General features: G+C 68.2%; 15 protein-coding genes, 1 tRNA gene and 2 pseudogenes. 7 read left to right on the top strand and 11 right to left on the bottom strand.

Features of this window, described 5'->3' with window-relative positions; genetic code table 11:
* Positions 1–5 precede the first annotated feature (5 nt).
* Both JOE55_RS01540 and pepN read right to left on the bottom strand, forming a co-directional pair.
* The gene (locus JOE55_RS01540) at positions 6–1,370 is read right to left on the bottom strand and encodes a hypothetical protein (protein WP_204781800.1); all 1,365 of its coding nucleotides are present in this window, start codon (positions 1,368–1,370) and stop codon (positions 6–8) included.
* A gap of 149 nt (positions 1,371–1,519) precedes the next feature.
* Complete coding sequence (pepN, locus tag JOE55_RS01535; protein ID WP_204781799.1) at positions 1,520–4,117, bottom strand: aminopeptidase N; 2,598 nt, start codon at positions 4,115–4,117, stop codon at positions 1,520–1,522.
* Between the two features lie 152 nt (positions 4,118–4,269).
* Here pepN and JOE55_RS01530 point away from each other — a divergent pair, with 152 nt between their 5' ends.
* Genes JOE55_RS01530 through JOE55_RS01520 form a run of 3 tightly spaced genes read left to right on the top strand, consistent with a single transcriptional unit; the run spans position 4,270 to position 7,687 of the window.
* Positions 4,270–5,901 carry a circularly permuted type 2 ATP-grasp protein gene (locus tag JOE55_RS01530; protein WP_204781798.1) on the top strand — a complete coding sequence of 544 codons (1,632 nt, stop codon included), beginning with the start codon at positions 4,270–4,272 and terminating at the stop codon, positions 5,899–5,901.
* Entirely contained in the window at positions 5,901–6,833 is a 933-nt protein-coding gene (locus JOE55_RS01525; RefSeq protein WP_204781797.1) for an alpha-E domain-containing protein, read from the top strand. The genes JOE55_RS01530 and JOE55_RS01525 overlap by 1 nt, the downstream gene beginning before the upstream one ends.
* Complete coding sequence (locus tag JOE55_RS01520; protein WP_204781796.1) at positions 6,830–7,687, top strand: transglutaminase N-terminal domain-containing protein; 858 nt, start codon at positions 6,830–6,832, stop codon at positions 7,685–7,687. The genes JOE55_RS01525 and JOE55_RS01520 overlap by 4 nt, the downstream gene beginning before the upstream one ends.
* 103 nt (positions 7,688–7,790) lie before the next feature.
* Here the strand turns inward: JOE55_RS01520 and glgC are convergent, their stop codons facing one another.
* Entirely contained in the window at positions 7,791–9,026 is a 1,236-nt protein-coding gene (gene glgC / locus JOE55_RS01515; RefSeq protein ID WP_058872255.1) for a glucose-1-phosphate adenylyltransferase, read from the bottom strand.
* Between the two features lie 273 nt (positions 9,027–9,299).
* On the opposite strand from glgC, the gene glgA reads away from it, so the two are divergent.
* The 3 genes from glgA to JOE55_RS01500 all read left to right on the top strand — a co-directional run bounded on the left by glgA (position 9,300) and on the right by JOE55_RS01500 (position 12,329).
* Positions 9,300–10,502, top strand: a complete 1,203-nt coding sequence (glgA, locus tag JOE55_RS01510; RefSeq protein WP_204781795.1) for a glycogen synthase — start codon at positions 9,300–9,302, stop codon at positions 10,500–10,502.
* A 308-nt stretch (positions 10,503–10,810) separates the two neighbouring features.
* A complete protein-coding gene (locus JOE55_RS01505; protein WP_204781794.1) occupies positions 10,811–12,043 on the top strand; it encodes an IS30 family transposase in 1,233 nt (410 codons plus the stop codon).
* 200 nt (positions 12,044–12,243) lie between these two features.
* Positions 12,244–12,329 (top strand) — tRNA-Leu (locus JOE55_RS01500).
* Positions 12,330–12,368: 39 nt separating this feature from the next.
* Here JOE55_RS01500 and JOE55_RS01495 read toward each other — a convergent pair.
* From JOE55_RS01495 to JOE55_RS13515, 4 genes and pseudogenes are all read right to left on the bottom strand, one after another.
* Positions 12,369–13,583: an integrase core domain-containing protein gene (locus JOE55_RS01495; RefSeq protein ID WP_204781793.1), complete on the bottom strand. Its 1,215-nt coding sequence runs from the start codon at positions 13,581–13,583 to the stop codon at positions 12,369–12,371.
* A 214-nt stretch (positions 13,584–13,797) separates the two neighbouring features.
* Positions 13,798–14,193, bottom strand: a pseudogene (locus JOE55_RS12980) (IS256 family transposase); the annotation flags it as partial.
* 18 nt (positions 14,194–14,211) lie between these two features.
* Positions 14,212–14,679 (bottom strand): integrase core domain-containing protein, encoded by a 468-nt coding sequence (locus JOE55_RS12975; RefSeq protein WP_239546368.1) that lies wholly within the window; start codon positions 14,677–14,679, stop codon positions 14,212–14,214.
* A 166-nt stretch (positions 14,680–14,845) separates the two neighbouring features.
* Positions 14,846–15,106: pseudogene (locus JOE55_RS13515) on the bottom strand (IS3 family transposase); the annotation flags it as partial.
* Here JOE55_RS13515 and JOE55_RS01480 point away from each other — a divergent pair.
* Positions 15,048–15,218 carry a hypothetical protein gene (locus tag JOE55_RS01480; protein ID WP_204783311.1) on the top strand — a complete coding sequence of 57 codons (171 nt, stop codon included), beginning with the start codon at positions 15,048–15,050 and terminating at the stop codon, positions 15,216–15,218. The pseudogene JOE55_RS13515 and the gene JOE55_RS01480 sit on opposite strands and share 59 nt — an antisense overlap.
* Here the strand turns inward: JOE55_RS01480 and JOE55_RS01475 are convergent.
* From JOE55_RS01475 to JOE55_RS01465, 4 genes are all read right to left on the bottom strand, one after another.
* Positions 15,208–16,281 (bottom strand): IS30 family transposase, encoded by a 1,074-nt coding sequence (locus JOE55_RS01475; RefSeq protein WP_420870999.1) that lies wholly within the window; start codon positions 16,279–16,281, stop codon positions 15,208–15,210. The two genes, JOE55_RS01480 and JOE55_RS01475, sit on opposite strands and share 11 nt — an antisense overlap.
* Positions 16,173–16,592, bottom strand: coding sequence for a transposase (locus JOE55_RS13510; RefSeq protein ID WP_420870971.1), 420 nt, complete (start codon positions 16,590–16,592; stop codon positions 16,173–16,175). Before JOE55_RS13510 ends, JOE55_RS01475 begins: the two co-directional genes overlap by 109 nt.
* Positions 16,593–16,769: 177 nt before the next feature.
* Entirely contained in the window at positions 16,770–18,890 is a 2,121-nt protein-coding gene (locus JOE55_RS01470) for a Fic family protein (RefSeq protein ID WP_204781790.1), read from the bottom strand.
* Positions 18,891–19,451: 561 nt separating this feature from the next.
* Complete coding sequence (locus JOE55_RS01465) at positions 19,452–19,619, bottom strand: hypothetical protein (protein ID WP_006215736.1); 168 nt, start codon at positions 19,617–19,619, stop codon at positions 19,452–19,454.
* Between the last annotated feature and the right edge of the window lie 84 nt (positions 19,620–19,703).

The following is a 19,703-nucleotide window of genomic DNA, read 5'->3' as shown; positions in this document are numbered from 1 at the left end:
GCTGGTCAGGATTCGTTCGGCGTCTTGTCGCGCTGCGCAGGCTCGGCGACGGTGGGGATGTCATCGCGCGTGTCCGGCCCGGTGCCGACCTGCTGCCGCGCGTCGTCGTCGAGCCCGGCGCTGTCCTGCTCGGAGCGCCGCGTGGACCCGGGCATGACCGAGCGCAGGTAGAAGGCCATCAGACCGGCCGCCAGGGCGACGATCAGGCACAGGGCGGTCACCAGCGGCTCACGACCCACGAAGATCAGCCCGAGCACCACGAGGGCCGCGGTGATCGCCAGCAGGCCCACGAAGGTGCCGTCGGGACGACCGCCCTGGACCTGGCGCCCGCCGCCGGGGCGCTCGGCCTGCGGTCCTGAGGGCTGGGCTCGCGACGAGCCGCGGCCCGAGGCCCTGGGGGCGCGCTTGGGGGACTGCGTGTCCTCCTGCTCGCCGCGACCGGCCAGCCCGGGGAACGCGCCGTGAGTCGTCTCCGCGGTGCCTGTGGCCCCACCGGAGCGACGGCGCCAGCGCGACGGCCGCGCAGCCTCGAGCTCGGAGGGAACGTAGGCGTTCGGGACGCGGTAGCTGTCTGCCTCGGGCTCCAGCGGGAGGAACTCGCGCGGGAGGCGCTCGAACCACTCGTCCGGGATCATGTCCGGGCGCGCCGCCTGCACGGTCAGCGAGACCTCGTATGAGGTGCCGCGGATCGTGCCCCAGGCGGCAGTGAGCAGGTCGTGGTCGAAGGCGTGGCGGATCACCGGGATGAAGACCTCGGACAGCTGCGTGGACAGCCGTCCCACGACCTGGCGCTGGTGCAGGACCTCCACGATGTCCACGTGCTCGCCGGCAGGGGTGCGGACCTGGTTGACCTCCAGGGTCAGCATGACCCGGCCCTCGCCGGTGCGCGGCAGGACGGAATGCAGGTACTCGGCGTGCTGCGACTCGTCGAGCACCTTGATGGAGGAGCCCTGCGGCAGGACGGTGGCCCGCTGCGGGGCCGAGTTCAGGGGGAAGAGCAGGTCCGGGGCGGCCAGGTCCAGGCGCAGGTCGGCATCGACCTCCGTGAAGTCGTCGGCGGCCACCAGGGAGGCCTTCAGGTGCGCCGTGGCCACGGCGTCGTAGCCGGAGGCGACCACGCGGGTGATCGAGGGCCAGTAGCGCTCGGCGTCCTGCGGCGCCAGGTGCCCCACCCGCTGGCCGTTGATGCGCACCGTGATGGTGGTGGGGTCCACGGGGTGGTCCGGCTCGGGGACCAGGACGGCGGGGCCGTCGTAGCTGCGGGGGGTGCCGAGGGGGAGGTCGCCGAAGACGCGGATGATCTCCGCGTCGTAGAAGTTCTCGGTCACGACCTGCAGAGATCCCCGATCGTTCAGGGGGTAGTCGGCCATCGTCTTCCTCTGCCTCTGGGGCGCGCTCCGGGCGCTGCCATCCGCTGCTGCCGGGGACAGTCGGTCTCCCGGTCCCGCCAGTCTGTCACGAGGCGGCAGCTGAGCCGGGGATTGCGGGGCTGTGGGCTGGGACATCATGGGCTTCGGCCTCAGGGCCTGGCTGCTGCCTGGGCCCGCAGCCTCCGGGCGAGCTCGTCGCGGCACTCGATCACGATCCGGCGCAGGGCCGGATCGGCCTGGGCGTGCTCGTCCAGCCACTGCCCGCTGCGCCGCAGGATCGGATCCTGCTCGGGATCGGCCCCCGGGGACAGGTCAGCCGCGGCCGGGAAGAGGCCGCGGACCAGGCGGGTGGCCATGCCGATGGAGCGCTGGGACCACTCGGGCTCGATGACCTCGAAGTAGCGCGTCCGGTACGGGGCCAGCAGGTCCGGGCTGCCGAGCTGGAAGCCCTCGATCGTGGCGGAGAGCAGGTCGTTGGTCAGCTCGTGGCCCAGGATCTCCGCCCACGCCAGGTCCTTGGCGCGTGCGGTGGGCCGTGCCGCGTTCGTGCGGGCCCGGCCGATCTGGGAGATGCGGGAGGCATCGCGCTCGGACTCGCGCAGGATCGAGGAGTCCACGGCGTGGTTGGTGGCCACCAGGCCGGTCAGCAGGGACCAGCGCAGGGCAGGGCCCAGGTGCAGACCGGGGATCACGACCTCCCCGCTGAGGAGGTCCTGGGTCAGGCCGTGGGCGGCGCCGTCGCGGTGGCTGAGGCGGGCCAGGGAGGAGGCCAGGCTGCGCTGGCGGTCCGAGCCGGGCTCGGCGGCCTGCAGCTGCCCGATCACCCGCTCCATCAGCCGGCCGCGGATCTGGGGGCGGCGTCGTGCCGGCAGGTACGACTCCAGGGCCTCCTCCGCCTGGCTGAGCACCGTGGTGAACACGGCCTCGTCGGACTCGACGAACAGGTGCTCGATCACCGCCGCGACGAAGTCCTCCGGGTCCAGGCGGGCCTGGCGGACATCGGTCCACAGCGCGGACCACACCACGGCTCGGGCCATGGGGTCCGGGATCGACGACAGCCGGGCCAGCTGATCCTCCCGCGTGGGCTGATCGACCACGATCTCGGCGAAGTCCAGGTCGCGGTCGTTGACCACCAGCACGCCGTCGGCACCTGCCAGATGCGGCAGCTCGTGGGCCGTGCGCCCGGACAGGGTGAGCTCGACGGTGCGCTGGGGCTCCTGCGCGGATCCCCACACGGAGACGGCGAGCTGATGATCGCGCTCGGAGGCGGGGTCGTGGACGGTGCCCTCCGGGGTCAGGGAGGCCGAGACCAGGGCCCCGTTGGGATCGCGGTGGGTCTGCAGCCGCAGGACGGTGGCTCCGGTGGTGGCCAGCCAGTCGCGGGCCCAGGAGGCCGTGTCCCGCTCGGAGGACTCCTGGAGAACGGCCAGGAAGTCCTCGAGGCGCGCGGAGCCGAACGCGTGACGGCGGAAGTAGACCCGGCAGGCCTGCGTGAAGTCCTCGAGGCCCACGAAGGCCACGAGCTGCTTGAGGGCGGCCGCCCCCTTGGCGTAGGTGATGCCGTCGAAGTTCTGCTTGGCCGCTGCCACGTCCGGGACGTCGGCCACGATCGGGTGCGTGGTCGACAGGGCGTCCTGGCGGTAGGCCCAGGCCTTGCGCCGCACGGCGAAGCCCGCCCAGGCCTCGGTGAACTGCGTGGCGCTGACCGAGGCGTGGGCTCCCATGAACTCGGCGAAGGACTCCTTCAGCCACAGGTCCTCCCACCAGTGGATGGCCACCAGGTCCCCGAACCACATGTGCGCCATCTCGTGCAGGATCGTGTTCGCGCGGCCCGCCAGCTGCTGGCGGCTGGCGCCGTCCGGGAAGAGGTAGTCCTCGGTGAAGGTGACCAGCCCGGGGTTCTCCATGGCGCCCAGGTTGTACTCGGGGACGAAGGCCTGCTCGTAGGTGTCGAACGGGTACGCCATGTCGAACAGGTCGGTGAAGAAGTCGAGGCCCTGCCGGGTGATCGTGAAGATCTCCTCGGCGTCCAGGTGCTCGGCCATCGAGGCGCGGCACCACAGGTGCAGGGGCAGGTGCTGCGGGCGCTGAGGAGCCGAGGACTCCCACGAGGACTGGGCGCTGATATACGGCCCGGCCAGCACCGACGTCAGGTAGGCCGGGATCGGCAACGTGGGGGAGAACTCGTGGCGGGTCGCAGCTGAGCCGTCCTGCGCCGGAGTGCTGACCGGCGTGCCGTTGGAGCGCGCTGCCCACTGCTGCGGGGCGGTGAGGCGGAAGACCCACTCGGCGCGCAGATCCGGCTGATCGAAGCACGGCATCACGCGGTGGGCATCGGCCGGCTCGTACTGCGTGTAGAGATAGACCTCGCCGTCCTGCGGGTCGGTGTATCGGTGCATGCCCTCCCCGGAGCGGGAGTAGAGGGCCTCGCCGCGCACGCGCACCCGGTTCTGGGGCTGCAGGCCCTCCAGGCGCAGACGGTCCTCGGCGAAGGCGGCGGCGATCTCCTCGGCGCTGAGGCTGCGGCCGTTGATCTCCAGCTCCAGGACCTCGCCGGTGAAGTCCAGGAACGTCTCATCGGGGCCGTCGGCCCGGTCGAAGGAGAACGTCCAGGCCACCTCCACGGGGAAGGTGCGGCGCGCGGCATCCGGGGCGCCGGTGAGGTCGAGGTCGACCTCGCATCGGTGCGGGTGCACGCGCTCGGTGCGATCGGCTGCTTCTTCACGGGTCAGGCTGGGAGTCGGCACGGACCCATCCTAGGGACAGCTCACCGGTGCCCGTCATCCCGTGGGGCAACCGGGCGGCGGTGCTCGGATGTGTGACACTCATGACGGGCAAGGGGCCCGGCTCCGCGGCGCGGCCGCAGATCCAGCGCAGACGAGGAAGCGACCGCCACGACATGACGAGACTGTTCAGCGGCTATCCGGACGATCTGTCTGGCCAGACGGCCTATGACGAGATGTTCTCCGACCCCGGGGCCGTGCGCGCTCCGTACGACCGGGTGCACGAGGTCCTCGACGGCCTCGACCTGTCCTCCGTGACCGGACGCGACGAGCTCATGGCCCGGTCCTTCCTGGATCGCGGCGTGACGTTCGACTTCGCCGGGGAGGAGCGGCCCTTCCCGCTGGACATCGTTCCGCGGATCATCCCGCAGGAGGAATGGGAGGTCGTGGAGCGCGGCGTGAAGCAGCGCGTGAAGGCCCTCGAGCATTTCCTGGACGACGTCTACGGCGAGCAGCGGGTGATCTCGGACGGCATCGTGCCGCGGTCGCTGATCACGTCGTCCTCGCACTTTCACCGCTGCGTGTGGGGCTTCCAGCCCGTGGGCGGGGTGCGCATCCATGTGGCCGGCATCGACCTGGTGCGCGACGACCAGGGCGTCTTCCGCGTCCTGGAGGACAACGTGCGCGTGCCCTCGGGCGTCTCCTACGTGATCGAGAACCGCCGCGCCATGATGAAGGGCCTTCCGGAGGCCTTCGTCTCCACCCCGATCCTCGGCGTGGACTCGTATCCGCGACAGCTGCTGCACGCGCTGCGGAGCACGGCCCCGGAGCCCGGCGACGACGCCGTCGTGGTCGTGCTGACGCCGGGGGTGTTCAACTCGGCGTACTTCGAGCACACCCTGCTGGCCGGGCTCATGGGCGTGGAGCTCGTGGAGGGCCGCGATCTGGTGGTGCGCGGCGACCGCGTCTTCATGCGCACCACGGAGGGCGAGCAGCGCGTGGATGTGATCTACAAGCGCATCGACGACGACTTCACCGACCCGCTGCAGCTGCGCCCCGACTCCGTGCTGGGCTGCCCGGGCCTGGTGAACGCAGCGCGCCAGGGCAATGTCACCATCGCCAACGCGATCGGCAACGGCGTGGCCGACGACAAGCTCGTCTACTCCTACGTCCCCGACCTCATCCGGTACTACCTGGACGAGGAGCCGATCCTGCCCAACGTGGACACCTACCGGCTCGAGGAGGACGAGGCCCGCGCCTACGTGCTGGAGCACCTCGAGGAGCTCGTGGTCAAGCCCGTGGACGGCTCCGGCGGCAAGGGGATCGTGATCGGCCCGCTGGCCAGCGAGCAGGAGATCGAGGACGTGCGCGCCAAGATCCTCGAGGACCCGCGCGGCTGGATCGCCCAGCCCGTGCTGCAGCTGTCCACCGTGCCCACCTTCGACGGCGAGGGCTTCTCGCCCCGGCACGTGGACCTGCGCCCGTTCTGCGTGAACTCCGGCGACGACATGCACGTCCTGCCCGGCGGGCTCACGCGCGTGGCCATGCAGAAGGGCTCGCTGATCGTGAACTCCTCGCAGGGCGGCGGCTCCAAGGACACCTGGGTGGTCGGTCAGCACCGCTCGGAGCCCACGGATGATCCTGAGACCACCGAGACCGTGGCCGACATGGAGGCCACCGCACCGGCCCACGGCGGGGACTTCGACGAATCCGCCCTGCGCCGCCAGCAGGAGCAGCAGCAGCAGCAGGCGGCCGTCGTCGACGACGCTGCAGCTGTCCGCCGCACCACGGGAGAGAGGAAGCGCTGATGCTCAGCCGCATCGCAGAATCGCTGTTCTGGATCGGGCGCTACATGGAGCGCGCCGACGGCGTGGCCCGGATCCTCGAGGTCCACCTCGAGCGCATCACCCAGCTGCCGGAGCACGAGCAGGGCCCGGAGGCACGGCGGATCATGGCCATCATGGGCGTGGAGCCCCAGGCCGATGCCGGCGTGCAGGACATGATCTTCGAGCTCGCCTGGAACACGCAGACGACCACCTCGATCGCAGGCTCCGTGGGAGCGGCGCGCGAGAACGCGCGCCGTGCCCGCGAGATCGTCTCCTCGTCCATGTGGCAGACGCTCAACGCCACAAACTACGGGCTGGCGGATCACCGCAAGGACACCGTGGGCACCTTCCGCATGTGCCAGTGGGCCTCCGAGCGGATCTCCATGACCCGCGGGCTGGCGGACATGACCATGGCCCACGACCAGTCCTGGCAGTTCCTGACCCTGGGCGTCACGCTCGAGCGCGCGGACATGACCGCCCGGCTGCTGTGGACCCGCGCCTCCTCCCGGGGCGGCTCCGGGGAGGCCACCTGGGCCGAGATCCTCGAGTGCGCCGGGGCCTACGAGGCCTTCCTGCGCTCGCGCGGCGGCTCCTTCAACGACGAGTCCGCGACCTGCTTCCTGGTCCTCGACCGCCTCTTCCCCCGCACGATCATCTACTCGCTGCGCCGGGCGGAGAAGGTGCTCTCGGACCTCGATCCCGGCGGAGGGCGCCTGGGCGTGTCCAGCGAGGCCCGGCGCATCATCGGCAAGGCCCTCATGGAGCTCGAGTACGACAGCTCCGATGACATCGTGAAGCACCTGCCTCGGCAGCTCAACGACGTTCAGTCCGCCATCAGCCGCGCCTCGAAGGCCGTGAGCGAGAAGTACTTCATCCACGCCCAGGAGGCGTCCTGGTTCGGAGGTGTCCTGTGAGCAGGCTCAAGATCGATCACATCACCCGCTACACCTACGAGGGCACGGTCTCGCGCTCGCACAACGAGGCGCGCATGACCCCGGTCAGCGACGACGAGCAGCACGTCATCACGGCCGAGCTGGCCGTGAAGCCGTCGTCGGCTTCGATCCACAACTACGTCGACTACTTCGGCACCCGCGTGGCCGATTTCGACGTCCCCCACCGCCACACCGTGCTCGAGGTGCGCTCCTCGGCCACTGTGGACGTGGACCGCTCCGCGGCTGCGGAGACTGACGTCGAGAGGGTGGGCTGGAAGCAGCTGCGGGACCCGCACCTGCTCGACACCCAGGCGGAGTACATCGCGCCCACGTCCCTGACCGCGGCCGGCGAGGAGCTCAAGGCCGTGGCCGAGCAGGTGCGCGAGACCGCCGAGACTCCCGATGCCGCAGCCCGGGAGATCCTGCGCCGGATCGCTGAACGGGTCGCCTACGAATCCGGCGTCACGGGCGTGCACACCGACGCCGACGCCGTGTGGAGCGACGCCAAGGGCGTGTGCCAGGACCTCTCCCACGTGGCCATCGCGCTGCTGCGGGAGCTCGGGATCCCGGCACGCTACGTCTCCGGCTACATCCACCCGGACGAGGACGCCGGGATCGGGCAGACCGTGGCGGGGGAGTCCCACGCCTGGCTCGAGTGGTGGGACGGCGACTGGCGCGCCTACGACCCCACCAACCACAAGGCGCTCGACGACAGCCACGTCAAGGTCGGCCACGGCCGCGACTACCGCGACGTCCCCCCGCTGAAGGGCATGCTCACCGGCGGCTCGTCCACCGAGTCCCTCGACGTCACGGTCGAGATCACCCGGCTCAGCTGAGCCGCGGCGGGCCTGCTCCCCGACCGGTCCTCTGCGACCCGGCACGACGACGGCGCCGGCCCCCTCTGCCGCGAGGGGGCCGGCGCCGTGGTGTTCAGCGGTCTCAGAACGTGAAGTTCTTGGGGATCACCGTGATCCCGGAGTCCGTGACGGTGAGGCCGCGCTCGCGGTCCTCCTGCGGGTTCACGCCCACGCGCACGCCCTGAGGGATCACGACGTTCTTGTCCACGATGCAGCGCTCCACGACGGCGTCGTCCTCGACCTTGACGTTGTGCATCAGCACCGACTCGGCCACGCGGGCGTGATTGCTCACCTGCACGCGCGGCGAGAGGATCGACTCCTGCACCCGTCCGCCGGCCACGATCACGCCGGGGGAGAGGATCGAGTCCGTGGCCACGCCGCCCTCGTGGTACGGCCCGCGCACCAGCTTGGCCGGCGGTGCGACGACCTGGTGGGTGTAGATGCGCCACTGCTCGTTGTAGAGGTTGAAGATCGGCATGGGCCGCAGCAGGTCCATGTGGGCGTCGTAGTAGGAGTCCAGGGTGCCGACATCGCGCCAGTACTGGCGGTCGCGATCGGTCGAGCCGGGGACGTCGTTGTACGTGAAGTCGTAGACCGCCGCCTCTCCGCGATCGGCGAAGTACGGCATGATGTCGCCGCCCATGTCGTGCTTGGAGTCCTCGCGCTGGTCGTCCTCGCGCAGGGCCTCCACCAGGGCGTCGGTGCTGAAGATGTAGTTGCCCATCGAGGCCAGGAACTGACCCGGATCATCGGCCAAGGGCTGCGTGGTCTCGGGCTTCTCCACGAACTGGGTGATGCGGGAGGAGTCCTGCGGATCCGTCTCGATCACTCCGAAGGACTGCACGAGCGACATCGGCTGGCGGACGCCTGCCACCGTGGCCTTGACGCCCTTCTCGATGTGGAAGTCCAGCATCTGGGAGAAGTCCATGCGGTAGACGTGATCCGCGCCCACGACCACCACGTAGTCGGGGCGGGCGTCGTCGATCAGGTTCATGGACTGGAAGATCGCGTTGGCCGATCCCAGGAACCAGTCCTTGCCGGAGCGCTGCTGGGCCGGGACCGAGGCGATGTAGTTGCCCAGCAGGGTGGACAGGCGCCAGGTCTCCGAGAGGTGGCGGTCCATGGAGTGCGACTTGTACTGGGTCAGCACGACCACCTGCAGGTAGCCGGAGTTCACGAGGTTGGACAGGGCGAAATCGATCAGGCGGTACGAGCCGCCGAACGGCACCGCGGGCTTGGCCCGATCCTCCGTCAGCGGCATCAGGCGCTTGCCCTCGCCTCCAGCCAGAACGATGGCAAGGACATTCGGTCGCACCATGATGGAACCTCTCGAGTGAAGACGTCGTCGTCCCGGGGGCCCCGCCCCCAGAGGAGGCGCAGATCACGTCCGCGCACCCGGGCTTACTCAACCCTGAATCGGGACCGATGGGAAGCCGCCTTGCCGCAATTTGCTCTTGCATTTGCGCGTTCGTCGCTCTGCGGTCACGCGACGGCGCTCGTGCCCGCTCGGACCCCTCCGTGCGGGCACGACGTGGGCGAATCTGCTGCGCGTGTATGGGCAGCCCGAGCGGCGGACTGTAGTGTCGATCACGTGCGCATCGACATCATCTCCAAAGAATTCCCGCCCGCCATCTACGGAGGCGCAGGCGTCCACGTGGCCGAGCTGTCCCGGGTCCTGGCCCCGCTGGTGGACCTGAACGTCCGCTGCTTCGGCGAGCCCCGCGACCCGGACTTCCACGGCGCGACCGTGAAGGCCTACCCCGTTCCCGCCGACCTCAAGGGCGCCAACCCCGCCCTCGAGACGCTGGGCACCGATCTGACCATGGTCGACGACATCGCCGGCGCCGACCTGGTCCACTCCCACACCTGGTACGCCAACTTCGCCGGGCACCTGGCCGGGCTCATGCACGGCATCCCGCACGTGGTCTCAGCCCACTCGCTCGAGCCGCTGCGCCCGTGGAAGGCCGAGCAGCTGGCCGGCGGGTACGCGCTGTCGTCGTTCGTGGAGAAGACCGCATACATGGGCGCCTCCGCGATCATCGCCGTGTCGGACGGCATGCGTCGCGACATCCTGCGCTCCTACCCGGAGGTCGACCCCGAGAAGGTGCACACCGTGCACAACGGGATCGACGTCGAGCAGTGGGACCGCGACGAGTCCACCGATGTCCTGGAGACCTACGGGATCGACCCGTCCCGGCCGTCCGTGGCGTTCGTGGGGCGCGTGACCCGGCAGAAGGGCGTGCCCTTCCTGCTGCGGGCCATGAAGCAGCTCGATCCGTCCGTCCAGCTCGTGCTGTGCGCCGGCGCCGCCGACACCCCCGAGCTCGGTGCCGAGGTCAACCAGCTGATCGACGAGCTCAAGTCCACCCGCGACGGCGTGGTCCTGATCGAGAAGATGCTCCCGCGCCGGGAGGTCATCCAGATCCTCTCCCACGCCACCGCCTTCGCCTGCCCGTCGATCTACGAGCCGCTGGGCATCGTGAACCTCGAGGCCATGGCCTGCGGCTCCGCCGTGGTGGCCACCGCCACCGGCGGCATCCCCGAGGTGGTCGTGGACGGCGAGACCGGCCGCCTGGTCGAGATCGAGCAGGTCGACGACGGCTCCGGCACGCCCCTGGATCCCGAGAAGTTCGTCTCGGACTTCGCCGCCGCGCTGACCGACGTCCTCTCGGATCCCGAGCGCGCCCGGGAGATGGGCCGCGCCGGGCGCAAGCGCGCCGAGGAGCACTTCGCCTGGGAGGCCATCGCCGAGCGCACCCTGGAGGTCTACCGGGCCGCGATCGAGCGCGCTTGATCGTCTTCGCGCTGCGGGCCGTCGACTCCCCGCGGGGGAGTCTGCGGCCCGCTTTCATTCGCGGGCTCCGGTGCTGCGGCGTGATCTGATGCCGAGGGCGTCCTCTGCTGCCGCGTCGTACGTTGGATGCCTGTCCGGCACCGAGAGGACTCGTATGCCGTCCTTCAGCGCCTGAAGGACGGCACAAGCGTCCCGTCGGGGGTGGCATCCAGGGGTCTCGGCGTCGAGGGGACCCACTTGCCGCCTTTCGGGGCGGCGACTTCAGATGGCTAGCGCAACACCTCCACACACAGCTGGAGGTGGCTGCCTTGGCCAAGAAGGTCCCCTGGAAAGCCCGTCAGGAAGTCCTGCACCTGTTCCTCGACGGGCGCACCGGCCCAGAGATCGCCAACGCGACGGGGAACAGCCTGACCACGATCAAGCGGTGGGCCAGGATTGCGGGCATGGAACTGCATCCAGGGCCTCCCGGAGGCCTTGCCGTTGAATTCCCAGAGACTGACCCGGTCGTGGATCCGTCCCGGGCCTACCGGCGTCTGACCTTCTCGGATCGGTCTTACATCCACGCGGCCAGGACTCTGCCCGAGCCGTTGTCGATCCGTCGGATCGCCCGGGAGCTCGGGGTGAGTCCTTCCACGATCTCTCGAGAGATCCGAGCTCACCGCACCAGGTTCTGGGGCAAGGACGAGTACGACGCCCGCCTCGCGCACTATCAGGCGCGCAGCGCACGACGACGACCGCGCCCGGGCAGACTGGAGTCCAATCCGAGGCTGCGTGCTGAGGTCGTGGCCGGGCTGAGTCATCGCTGGTCACCGGTTCAGATCTCGGCCCGGTTGAAGCAGGACTTTCCCGGTCAGGAGGAGATGCAGGTGTCGCACGAGACGATCTATCAGGCGCTCTACGTCCAGGGAAAGACCGGGCTGCGGCACGAGCTGGCGGTCGTGAAGGCCCTGCGTTCCGGGCGCACGACCCGCAAGCCGGTCTCGAAGCTGCCCCGGCGCACGAACCGTCCCTGGCTCGACGGAGCCCGGATCACGGATCGCCCGCCCGAAGTCGAGGACCGGGCGGTGCCCGGGCACTGGGAAGGCGATCTGGTGGTGGGCCCGGCCCAGTCCGGGATCGTGACCCTGGTGGAGCGCTCGACCCGCTACGTGCTGCTGGGGCGGCTGCCCGGGGTGCGAGACAGCACGACGGTGATCGAGGTTCTGCAGCGAATGATCCAGGCCCTGCCGGCCATGTTGCTGCGCACGATCACCTGGGATCAGGGCACAGAGATGGCCCAGCACGCCCGCTTCACGATGGCCACCGACTGCAAGGTGTTCTTCTGTGATCCGCATTCGCCCTGGCAGCGGGGCACGAACGAGAACACGAACGGGCTGATCCGGGACTTCTATCCCAAGCGCACGAACTTCAACGAGATCACGGATGAGGACCTCGCCGAGACACAGGACCTGCTCAATGGGCGGCCTCGTCAGACCCTGGGGTGGGCGACACCGCATGAGAAGCTGACCGAACTCATCACAGGTGTTGCGATAGCCCCTTGAGACCGCCGGCCTGGAATCCGGCGGATGCGTCCCCTCGAGGGCGTTCATGGCGTCGCCATCGCATCCGAGTCGTCTCCGTAGTCCAGCTGCGCCATCACCGCGTCGTCCGCCGGCGGACCACGTCGGGCTGCTGGCTGTGCTAAGGTTGTCCGCGTTGCTCAGCGACCCGGCCGTTTCCTGGCAGGACGTTGGAGTCACCCGCGCGGGTGGCGGAATAGGCAGACGCGCTAGCTTGAGGTGCTAGTCCTCGTATTAGAGGGTGGGGGTTCAAGTCCCCCTCCGCGCACAGTGTGATGTCTCAGTACATCGGAAACACCCCGAACCCTCAGGTTCGGGGTGTTTTTCGTTGTGGCTGGTACTTCCGCGTGGGGTCCAGGGTGAGCTCGCGGAGGATCTCTCCGGTGGCCTTGGCCACGATGGTGATCTCGCGGTCCTCAACGATCAGAACGACGTGGGTTCGGGCGTGGGCTCGGCCGATGCCGATGTGGAAGAGCTGGCCGTCGTAGCGCAGCGTGACTTTGCCCGTGGCGTCGATCTTGTCGGTGCGGAACCGGGTCGTGGCCGGTGCCAGGGGCCCTGGGGTGTCCTTCGGTGCGGCGATGTAGGCGGCGTACGGGGTGGTCTTCTTCGCTGAGTGGATCCGCTGAGTGTTGTAGATCTCGCGGAACTGATCGAGCAGGGCCTGCAGGCCCGGCAGGTCTGCTGGTGGGGGCTGGGCTGCCAGCCACTTCTTCAGGGTCTGCTGGAAGCGCTCGACTTTGCCCTGGGTCTGCGGGTGGCCTCCGCGGCCGTTGCGCTGTTCGATGCTGCGGGAGCGCAGCAGCTTCTCGAAGGCGTTGACTCCGCCGCGGTAGCGGGCAGTGTAGACCAGCCCGTTGTCGGTCAGGGTCGAGGCCGGGGGCCCGTAGATCTTGGTGGTGGCGGTGAAGGTCTCGACCACGATCGCGCCGGTGATGCGCTGGTGAGCCGAGATGTGCAAGGCCATGCGGGAGTAGTCATCCAGCCAGGTGATGATCTCCACGTCGTGCTCGCGCCAGGCCTGCGCTGAGGGTCGAGGTGGTGTTGCCGGAGCTGGGGGCGCTGGTGGGGTCAGGGCGGTGTGGGTGAAGTCGGATTGCCAGCAGGAGTTGGGCAGGTCGGCTTCGAAGCGGTGCAGCGAGGACTTGGGACGCTTGCGGGGTTCGGCGGTGATGAGTCCTTCGCGCTGCAGGATCCGGGCGATCGTGGCTCGGGAGGGGATGGGCAGCTCGGGTCGGGTGGTGGCCAGGGTCGCGGCGATGGTGGCCGGGCCGGCGTCGAGGCCTTGGGTGGTGAGCTCGGTGCGCAGGGCGGTGATCGCGCGGATCGTGGCTGGTGGGGTGGCTGCGGGGTGTCCGTGGGGTGTGGAGGGCTTGGTGTAGTAGGCGGCTGTGCCTTCGCGGGCCCACTGTCTCAATAGCTTGGAAACCATCGAGGGTGAGACGCCGTAGGCCCGTGCTGCTTGGGCTTGGGTGAGGGTTCCGGTGGTCACGGCGGTGATGATCTGGCGGCGACGGGTCATGTCTCATCGTGGGTCCGGTGGTGTTGCTGGGGTATTGAGACATGTGGTGACGAGGTATTGAGACTCAACACCCCTCCGCGCACAGTTGTCCCAGGACATGAGAAGCGCCCCGAACCATTGAGGTTCGGGGCGCTTCTCATTGTGCTCTGCGGGCTATAGGCGAAGGTGGGGTTATAGGCAGGAATGTGTGTATGGCCCGGGCGTGTCCAGGGGCTCAGGGCCGTGATCGTCCGCCCCGGCCGTGCTGGATCCCGTTGCCGTCCTCCCAGCTGAAGCCCAGGTCATAGAGCGCCGGGCACACCGGTTCCTCCGGTGTCGGGGCAGCCGGCTGTGGTGGTTCAGCTAGCTGTGCTCGAGCGATCTCCCATGGATCTCGTGGGTGCTCGGTGGCCGATTCCAGCAGCTAGTCCACTGCGGTGCGGGCATGGGCTTCGGGCATTCCGCGATGGGTGCGCAGCAGCTCTTTGATCGCCTTGTTCGGCCCGCCCTCCAATGGCGAGGTCGTGCGATGCAGGAGGTGGCCGGTCGCGCTGGTCAGGGCGGGGTCCAAGAATGTGAAGAGGTTCTCGTGACCGATCAGAGAGCGGAACAGGCCGCGGACTCGGCGCAGTGAATCGCCCCGGGTTTGTTAGAGGCTGGCAAGTGCCGCGTCGGCGGTCGCCGGCATGGTCTGGTGGTGATGGTCGTTCTCCTCGAGCTCGACGGGCGGGATCATGCCGATCTCGCCGTGGAGCCGGTGATGGTTGAACCAGTCGATGTACTCAGCGGTCGCGATCTCAAGCTCGTCAATGCCCGTCCAGGGCCCGCGGTTGCGGACCAATTCAGCCTTGTAGAGACAGTTGAAGGCCTCGGCCAGGGCATTGTCGTACGAATCGCCGGTCGAACCGACCGAGGCCACGGCCCCAGCCTCGGCGAGGCGCTGCGTGCAGCGCACGGCGACGTACTGGATGCCCTTGTCGCTGTGGTGCCTGAGCCCGCAGACGTCGTGGCCTGCGTGCTCGCGGGTCCCGATGCCCGTCTCCAGCGCGTCCAGGGCGAGGTCGCTGCGGCAGCGACGTCGACAGCTGCCAGCCGTCCACACGGCGGGAGAATACATCGATGACGAACGCGGCATAGACCCAGCCCGCGAAGGTGCGGCAGCAGGTGATGTCCGCGACCGGCAGCTGGTTCGGGGCGGTCGCGGTGAAGTCCCGTTCGACCTGGTCAAGGCGAGTGTCCGGGCCGTCGCCGGCAAGCGTGGTCCGCGGGGCCTTCTCTCGAGTGCTCCCGCGAAGTCCTTCCGCCGGCATCAGTCGTTGCCCGGTGCAGCGCGCGACCATGACGTCTTCTCGGCGCAGCTGAGCGTGGAGCTTCTTCGCGCCGTAGACCCCGAAGTTCTTCGCATGGACACGGCGAATCTGGACCAGCAGCTCCTTGTCCCGAATCGTGCGCTTCGAGGGCGGGCGGGTCTTGAAGGCGTCGTAGGTGCTCGGCGCGATCTTGGTGCCCGCTGCGGTGAGCGTGCGGCAGATCGGTGTGAGCACCGAACTCCTGTTTGTGCTGGTCGATGACCTGAACGATCAACGCGGTGGGCGCTCGAGCTCCGCTGCGAAAAAAGCCGAGGCCGACTTCAGGATCGGCGGATTCAAGCGGTGAGCGCAAGGAACTCTGCGAGCTTCTCTGATGGTGTCAGATAGCCCAATGTCTTCCGAGGGCGTCCGTTGAGACTGTCCTGGATCATGTCGAGTTCCCTGCGGCTGAGGCCGCTGAGGTCGGTGCCTTTGGGGAGGTACTGGCGCAGCAGGCCGTTGGTGTTCTCGTTGCTGCCGCGCTGCCAGGGCGAGTGAGGATCGCAGAAGTAGATCGGAATGCCCGTGGCGGTAGTGAACGCAGCATGCTTGGCCATCTCCGCGCCCTGGTCCCAGGTGATCGTTCGGGCCAAGGAGGACGGCAGCTTGCTGACCGCCTCGCGCATTGCTGCCTCGACCTGCTCGGCGCTCTTGCCATCGGGCAGGTGCAGCAGCAATGTCATCCGTGTCGAGCGCTCGACGAGCGTCCCGACAGCGCTGCGGCTGCCCTGACCAAGGATGAGGTCACCCTCCCAATGCCCGGGCACTGCACGGTCGTCGGCTTCGGCAGGGCGCTGGCTGAGCATCACCATGCCGGGGATGCGGCCACGACCCTCGATGGCCCCGCGAGGCTTGCGAGCCGTCCTTCCGGACCGCAGGCACCGGGCCAGTTCACGGCGCAACTCGCCTCTGCCCTGCACGAACAGCGACTGGTAGATCGTCTCGTGGCTCACACGCATCTGCGGATCATCGGCATGATCCAACCGTAGGCGCACCGCGATCTCGTCGGGCGACCACAACTGCTCCAGCCGACTGGCGACCTCCTCGAGCAGTCGGCCGGGCCTGAGCTTGAACGGCTTCGGCCGACGAGTCTGCTGGCGGGCACGTTCATGTGCGCGCCAAGCCGAGTATTCGCAGCGGCCTCCGCCGCGCTTGACCTCACGGCTGATGGTGGACACCGTTCGCCCCAGCTGCCCGGCGATCGCGGTGAATGTGTCGCCACGATTGATCCCCAGAAGGATCTGCTCGCGCTCATCGATCGTCAGGCAGCCCTGGCGTGGTTTCCAGCCGAGCGGTTTGGCATCGAGGTGCCTGCCGCTCCGGGCCATGACCCCGACCATCGGCGCGCTGCAGCCGATCTCCTTGGCGATATCGACCAGCCGCCAGCCCCTCGCGTGCAACCTGAGCGCCAGCTGCTTCTGCTCCCGGCTGAGATGACCGTGCTTGCCCTGCATCCGGATCCTCCTGTGGTCAGTGACTGTCCCATCTCACAGGAGATGTTGCGCTGACCGCTTGAATCCGCCATCGAGTTCGCTCGACGCGGCTCGCGCACTTCCTTCTCCAGCTCAGCGAGGAGCTGCGCATCGCTGGTCGTGGTCCCGGGCCGGTGGCCCTCGTCGATCTCAGCCTGCCGGACCCATATCCGCAACGTCTCCGGATGGATCCCGAGCTGCTCGCCCACACGGCCGAACGCACCCGGCCTCGCCGGCTGGATCCAGCAGCGCGGCCACAGCCATCCTCGTGGCCCTTTCCCGGAGCTCGTCGGGGTACTACTTCTTCGGTGCTGTCATGGTGCTCATCCTCCCGTGGGATCACAGCCTCCACCAGACCCGGGGCGATTCAGACTATGGTTTGGACTTCAGTTTGTGAGCACCAACGGAACCTGCGGAACCGTCTCCGTCAGCTCCTCCCACGTGGACCCATCCACCACCGCCTCGTACAGCCGGCGCATGGAGGGCTTGTCAGGGATGACGTGCCGTCCCGGAAGATCTGTGGAGATCGTGAGCACTCGGTTCTGCGGATGAAGGGCCTTCAGGAACGGCTCCTGGTGGTTCTCGATATGAAACGTATCGCTGCGGTTCTGCACGTAGACGACGTTCGCTGGGACCGGTCGTGCGAAGGCATCGACCACGCTGTGGTTGAAGGGCATCTGCGCCGGGCTGGGTGCAAGCTTCTTCATGCTCCAGGCGCGGGCCAGGTACTTTCGATACGCGGATTCGAGATAGCGGCTCACGTCCGTCTGCGGATTCATGGCCAGGACAGTGGAGCCCGGCACCCGAGTCGACTGCTCGAGGGCTGCAAAGCCTCCGCCGGAGGCACCGAAGAGAACCACGCGAGTGCCTGCCGCCAGCGAGGTGATGATGTTGGTGAGCTTCATCTGCAGATTGCGCTGCAGACTCGACCCTGCATACCAGGCGAGACTCAGGTCCTTGCTGATCTTGATGGTCGGGTCGGACAGCAGCAGGCGGTTGGCCTTGAGCCCGTCGGTAGTGGTGAATCCGGTGTAGACGGGGACGGTAGTGAATCTGGCATTCACGTTTCCCTGGAAGGTGACGAAGGTGCAGTCCGCCCCGTTGTCCTCCCAGTAGAACTGCAGCGGCAGCCCGTGCTCGATCTGGATGTTGCCCTGCGGCGTCTGCTCGCGCGTGAGGAATTCGCTCAGCGAGCTGAAGATCGTCGGTGCATCGCCGAACGCCCAGCGCACACCGCGTGCTGACGCGGCAGCAGTGACCGTCTTCTTCGCCGCGGCTGCAGGTTTGGCTGCTGGCTTCAGCGCTGCGGTATCGAGTGTCATCTCCGCCACGCGAGAGTTCAGGACTACCTTGTCGGGAGTCTTGACCGCCGCGGTGATCAGCCGCCGGAAGGCTTCTCGGCTGCCAGGAGCATGCCCCGGGCCGAAGTCTGCGCTGCGCTGGATCAGCCGAGTGGACGAGTCGATCGCGGCTAGGAAGGGACGCTGATGATGCGTGATGTGGTGCGCATCCTGGGCGCCCTGCACGTAGATGACGTCGCATTCGACCGGATCGCGATAGGCATCGACCATCGAGATGCTCGGACCGTCAGGACCGGACGGAAGCTGGTCCAGATGCTCGAGATCCGCGTACCAGGCCGTTCGCAGGTATTCGTTGACGGGCGACGGCCAATAGCGGCGCAGATCTGTCTGGGGATTGCTGGCGATCGCGGTGGAGCCCGGCAGTCGCCTGGCCTGATCCAGTGCCGCGTACCCTCCCCCTGAGGAGCCGAACAGCACGATCCTGTCGTCACCGGCGACCGAGCGGATGATGCGGGTGATCAGCTGGGGCAGTTCCGGCTGCGCGAGGCTGCCCTGGTACCAGGCGAGCATCAGGGACCGGTCGAGGATCAGCGTCGGGTCGGAGATCATGAGGATGTTTGCATCGATCCCGCGGGACATCGTGTAGCCGGTGAACGACGGAACATGCTCATGATCCTTGGAGACCGAGCCTGTGAAGGTCACCACAGTGACGTTCGAATCCTTGGGCGTCCAGTGCAGGTGGATCGGCAGTCCCTCGTCGATCTGGATGTTGCCAGGGGGAGTCTCCGTGCGGTCCTCGAAGCTCTCCAGGGACGGGAAGACCATGGGGTCCCCGTCGAATCTCCATCGCATAGTCCGCTCAGTCATGCATGGAAGTGTAGGCGGATCAGTGGACGGCGATGGAAGGGTGAGCACGGGAAGGTCGGTCCGGGCGCATAAGGCCATCAGGTCCGCGATGGCGTCGTGGATGCGGCTGGGCTGCGGCGGGACGAAAGTCGCGGTGTGGGCAGTGGGAGCATGACCGCCGATCCACACGGCGGATTCCCTCCAACGACCTGGGCTGGCATGGGGCTGGTCGTGCATCAGCGCCGCATGAGCAGCCAGAACCGATTCCGGTGCGAGGTCCGAGGCCAAGCGCCCGGCCGCGAGCATCGCCTCCACATTGGCTGCGACCTTGGCGGCGTTCGGCCCAGCGCGCTCGCCCATGCTGGCCAGGGCCAGCGCCTTGGCTCCCGCGGTGATGTCCTCGATCTGCGACGACGACGCGGACTCGGTGCGCAGCAGGATCGTTGAGAGGGGACCCAGCTCCTGCGGCTCCTCTTCCACCCTGGCGCTCGCCCCTGAGCCGCGCCCGGGCGCAGACATCGCGGCCGTGGCGGCAGCATCGAAGCGGGAGATCGCCAGCACGGCATCCTCTGCCGCAGCCGAAACCTCCGGAGGGAGCGTCAGCGGGAGCCGGGCGATCTGGGCGGGGATCGCTGCTCGGTAGGTTCCACGGGCTGCCAATCGAGCCCGATGCGACATCATGGCGTCCCTGGCCGGATCACGCTTCCACTCGACGGATTCCCACCTGACGGCTGTGGACCGCCAAGTCACCGTTTCGGAGGGTTGGTCATATGAGCATCTTCTATAACTTTAGGTGTCTATCGTTATATAGAGAGGATTCAGTTCATGGGTCAGTCCAGATGCGCCTGATGAGCCTCGACCAACGCCAACGGCCGCCGTCTCGCTCGAGGCGAGGCGGCGGCCGTCGTGGTGGCAGAGGACTCAGTTCTGCGTGTCCGGCTCCCGTTCCTGGTCGTCGGTCATGGCGCCGACGCCCTCATCGGCGGGCTCCTGGGCCTCGTCCATCTCCTGGATGTTGCGGGCCTCCTCGACGGCGTCGTCGGCGCCGCCGGTCAGGGCCGGGTCGGAATCCTGGTTGCGAGGGGACATCGTGGTCCTCTCCTTTCGGTTCGCGGGGCAGATCGGGATCAGCTTAGGCCCGCCGCCAGGCGCCAGACAGGGGCCTCAGGCGGA

Origin of the sequence: Kocuria palustris (genome assembly GCF_016907795.1) — a bacterium.
GTDB classification, from domain to species: Bacteria; Actinomycetota; Actinomycetes; order Actinomycetales; family Micrococcaceae; genus Kocuria; species Kocuria palustris.
The sequence above is the reverse complement of the archived record's forward strand: the minus strand, read 5'-3'. Positions and strand labels throughout refer to the sequence as shown.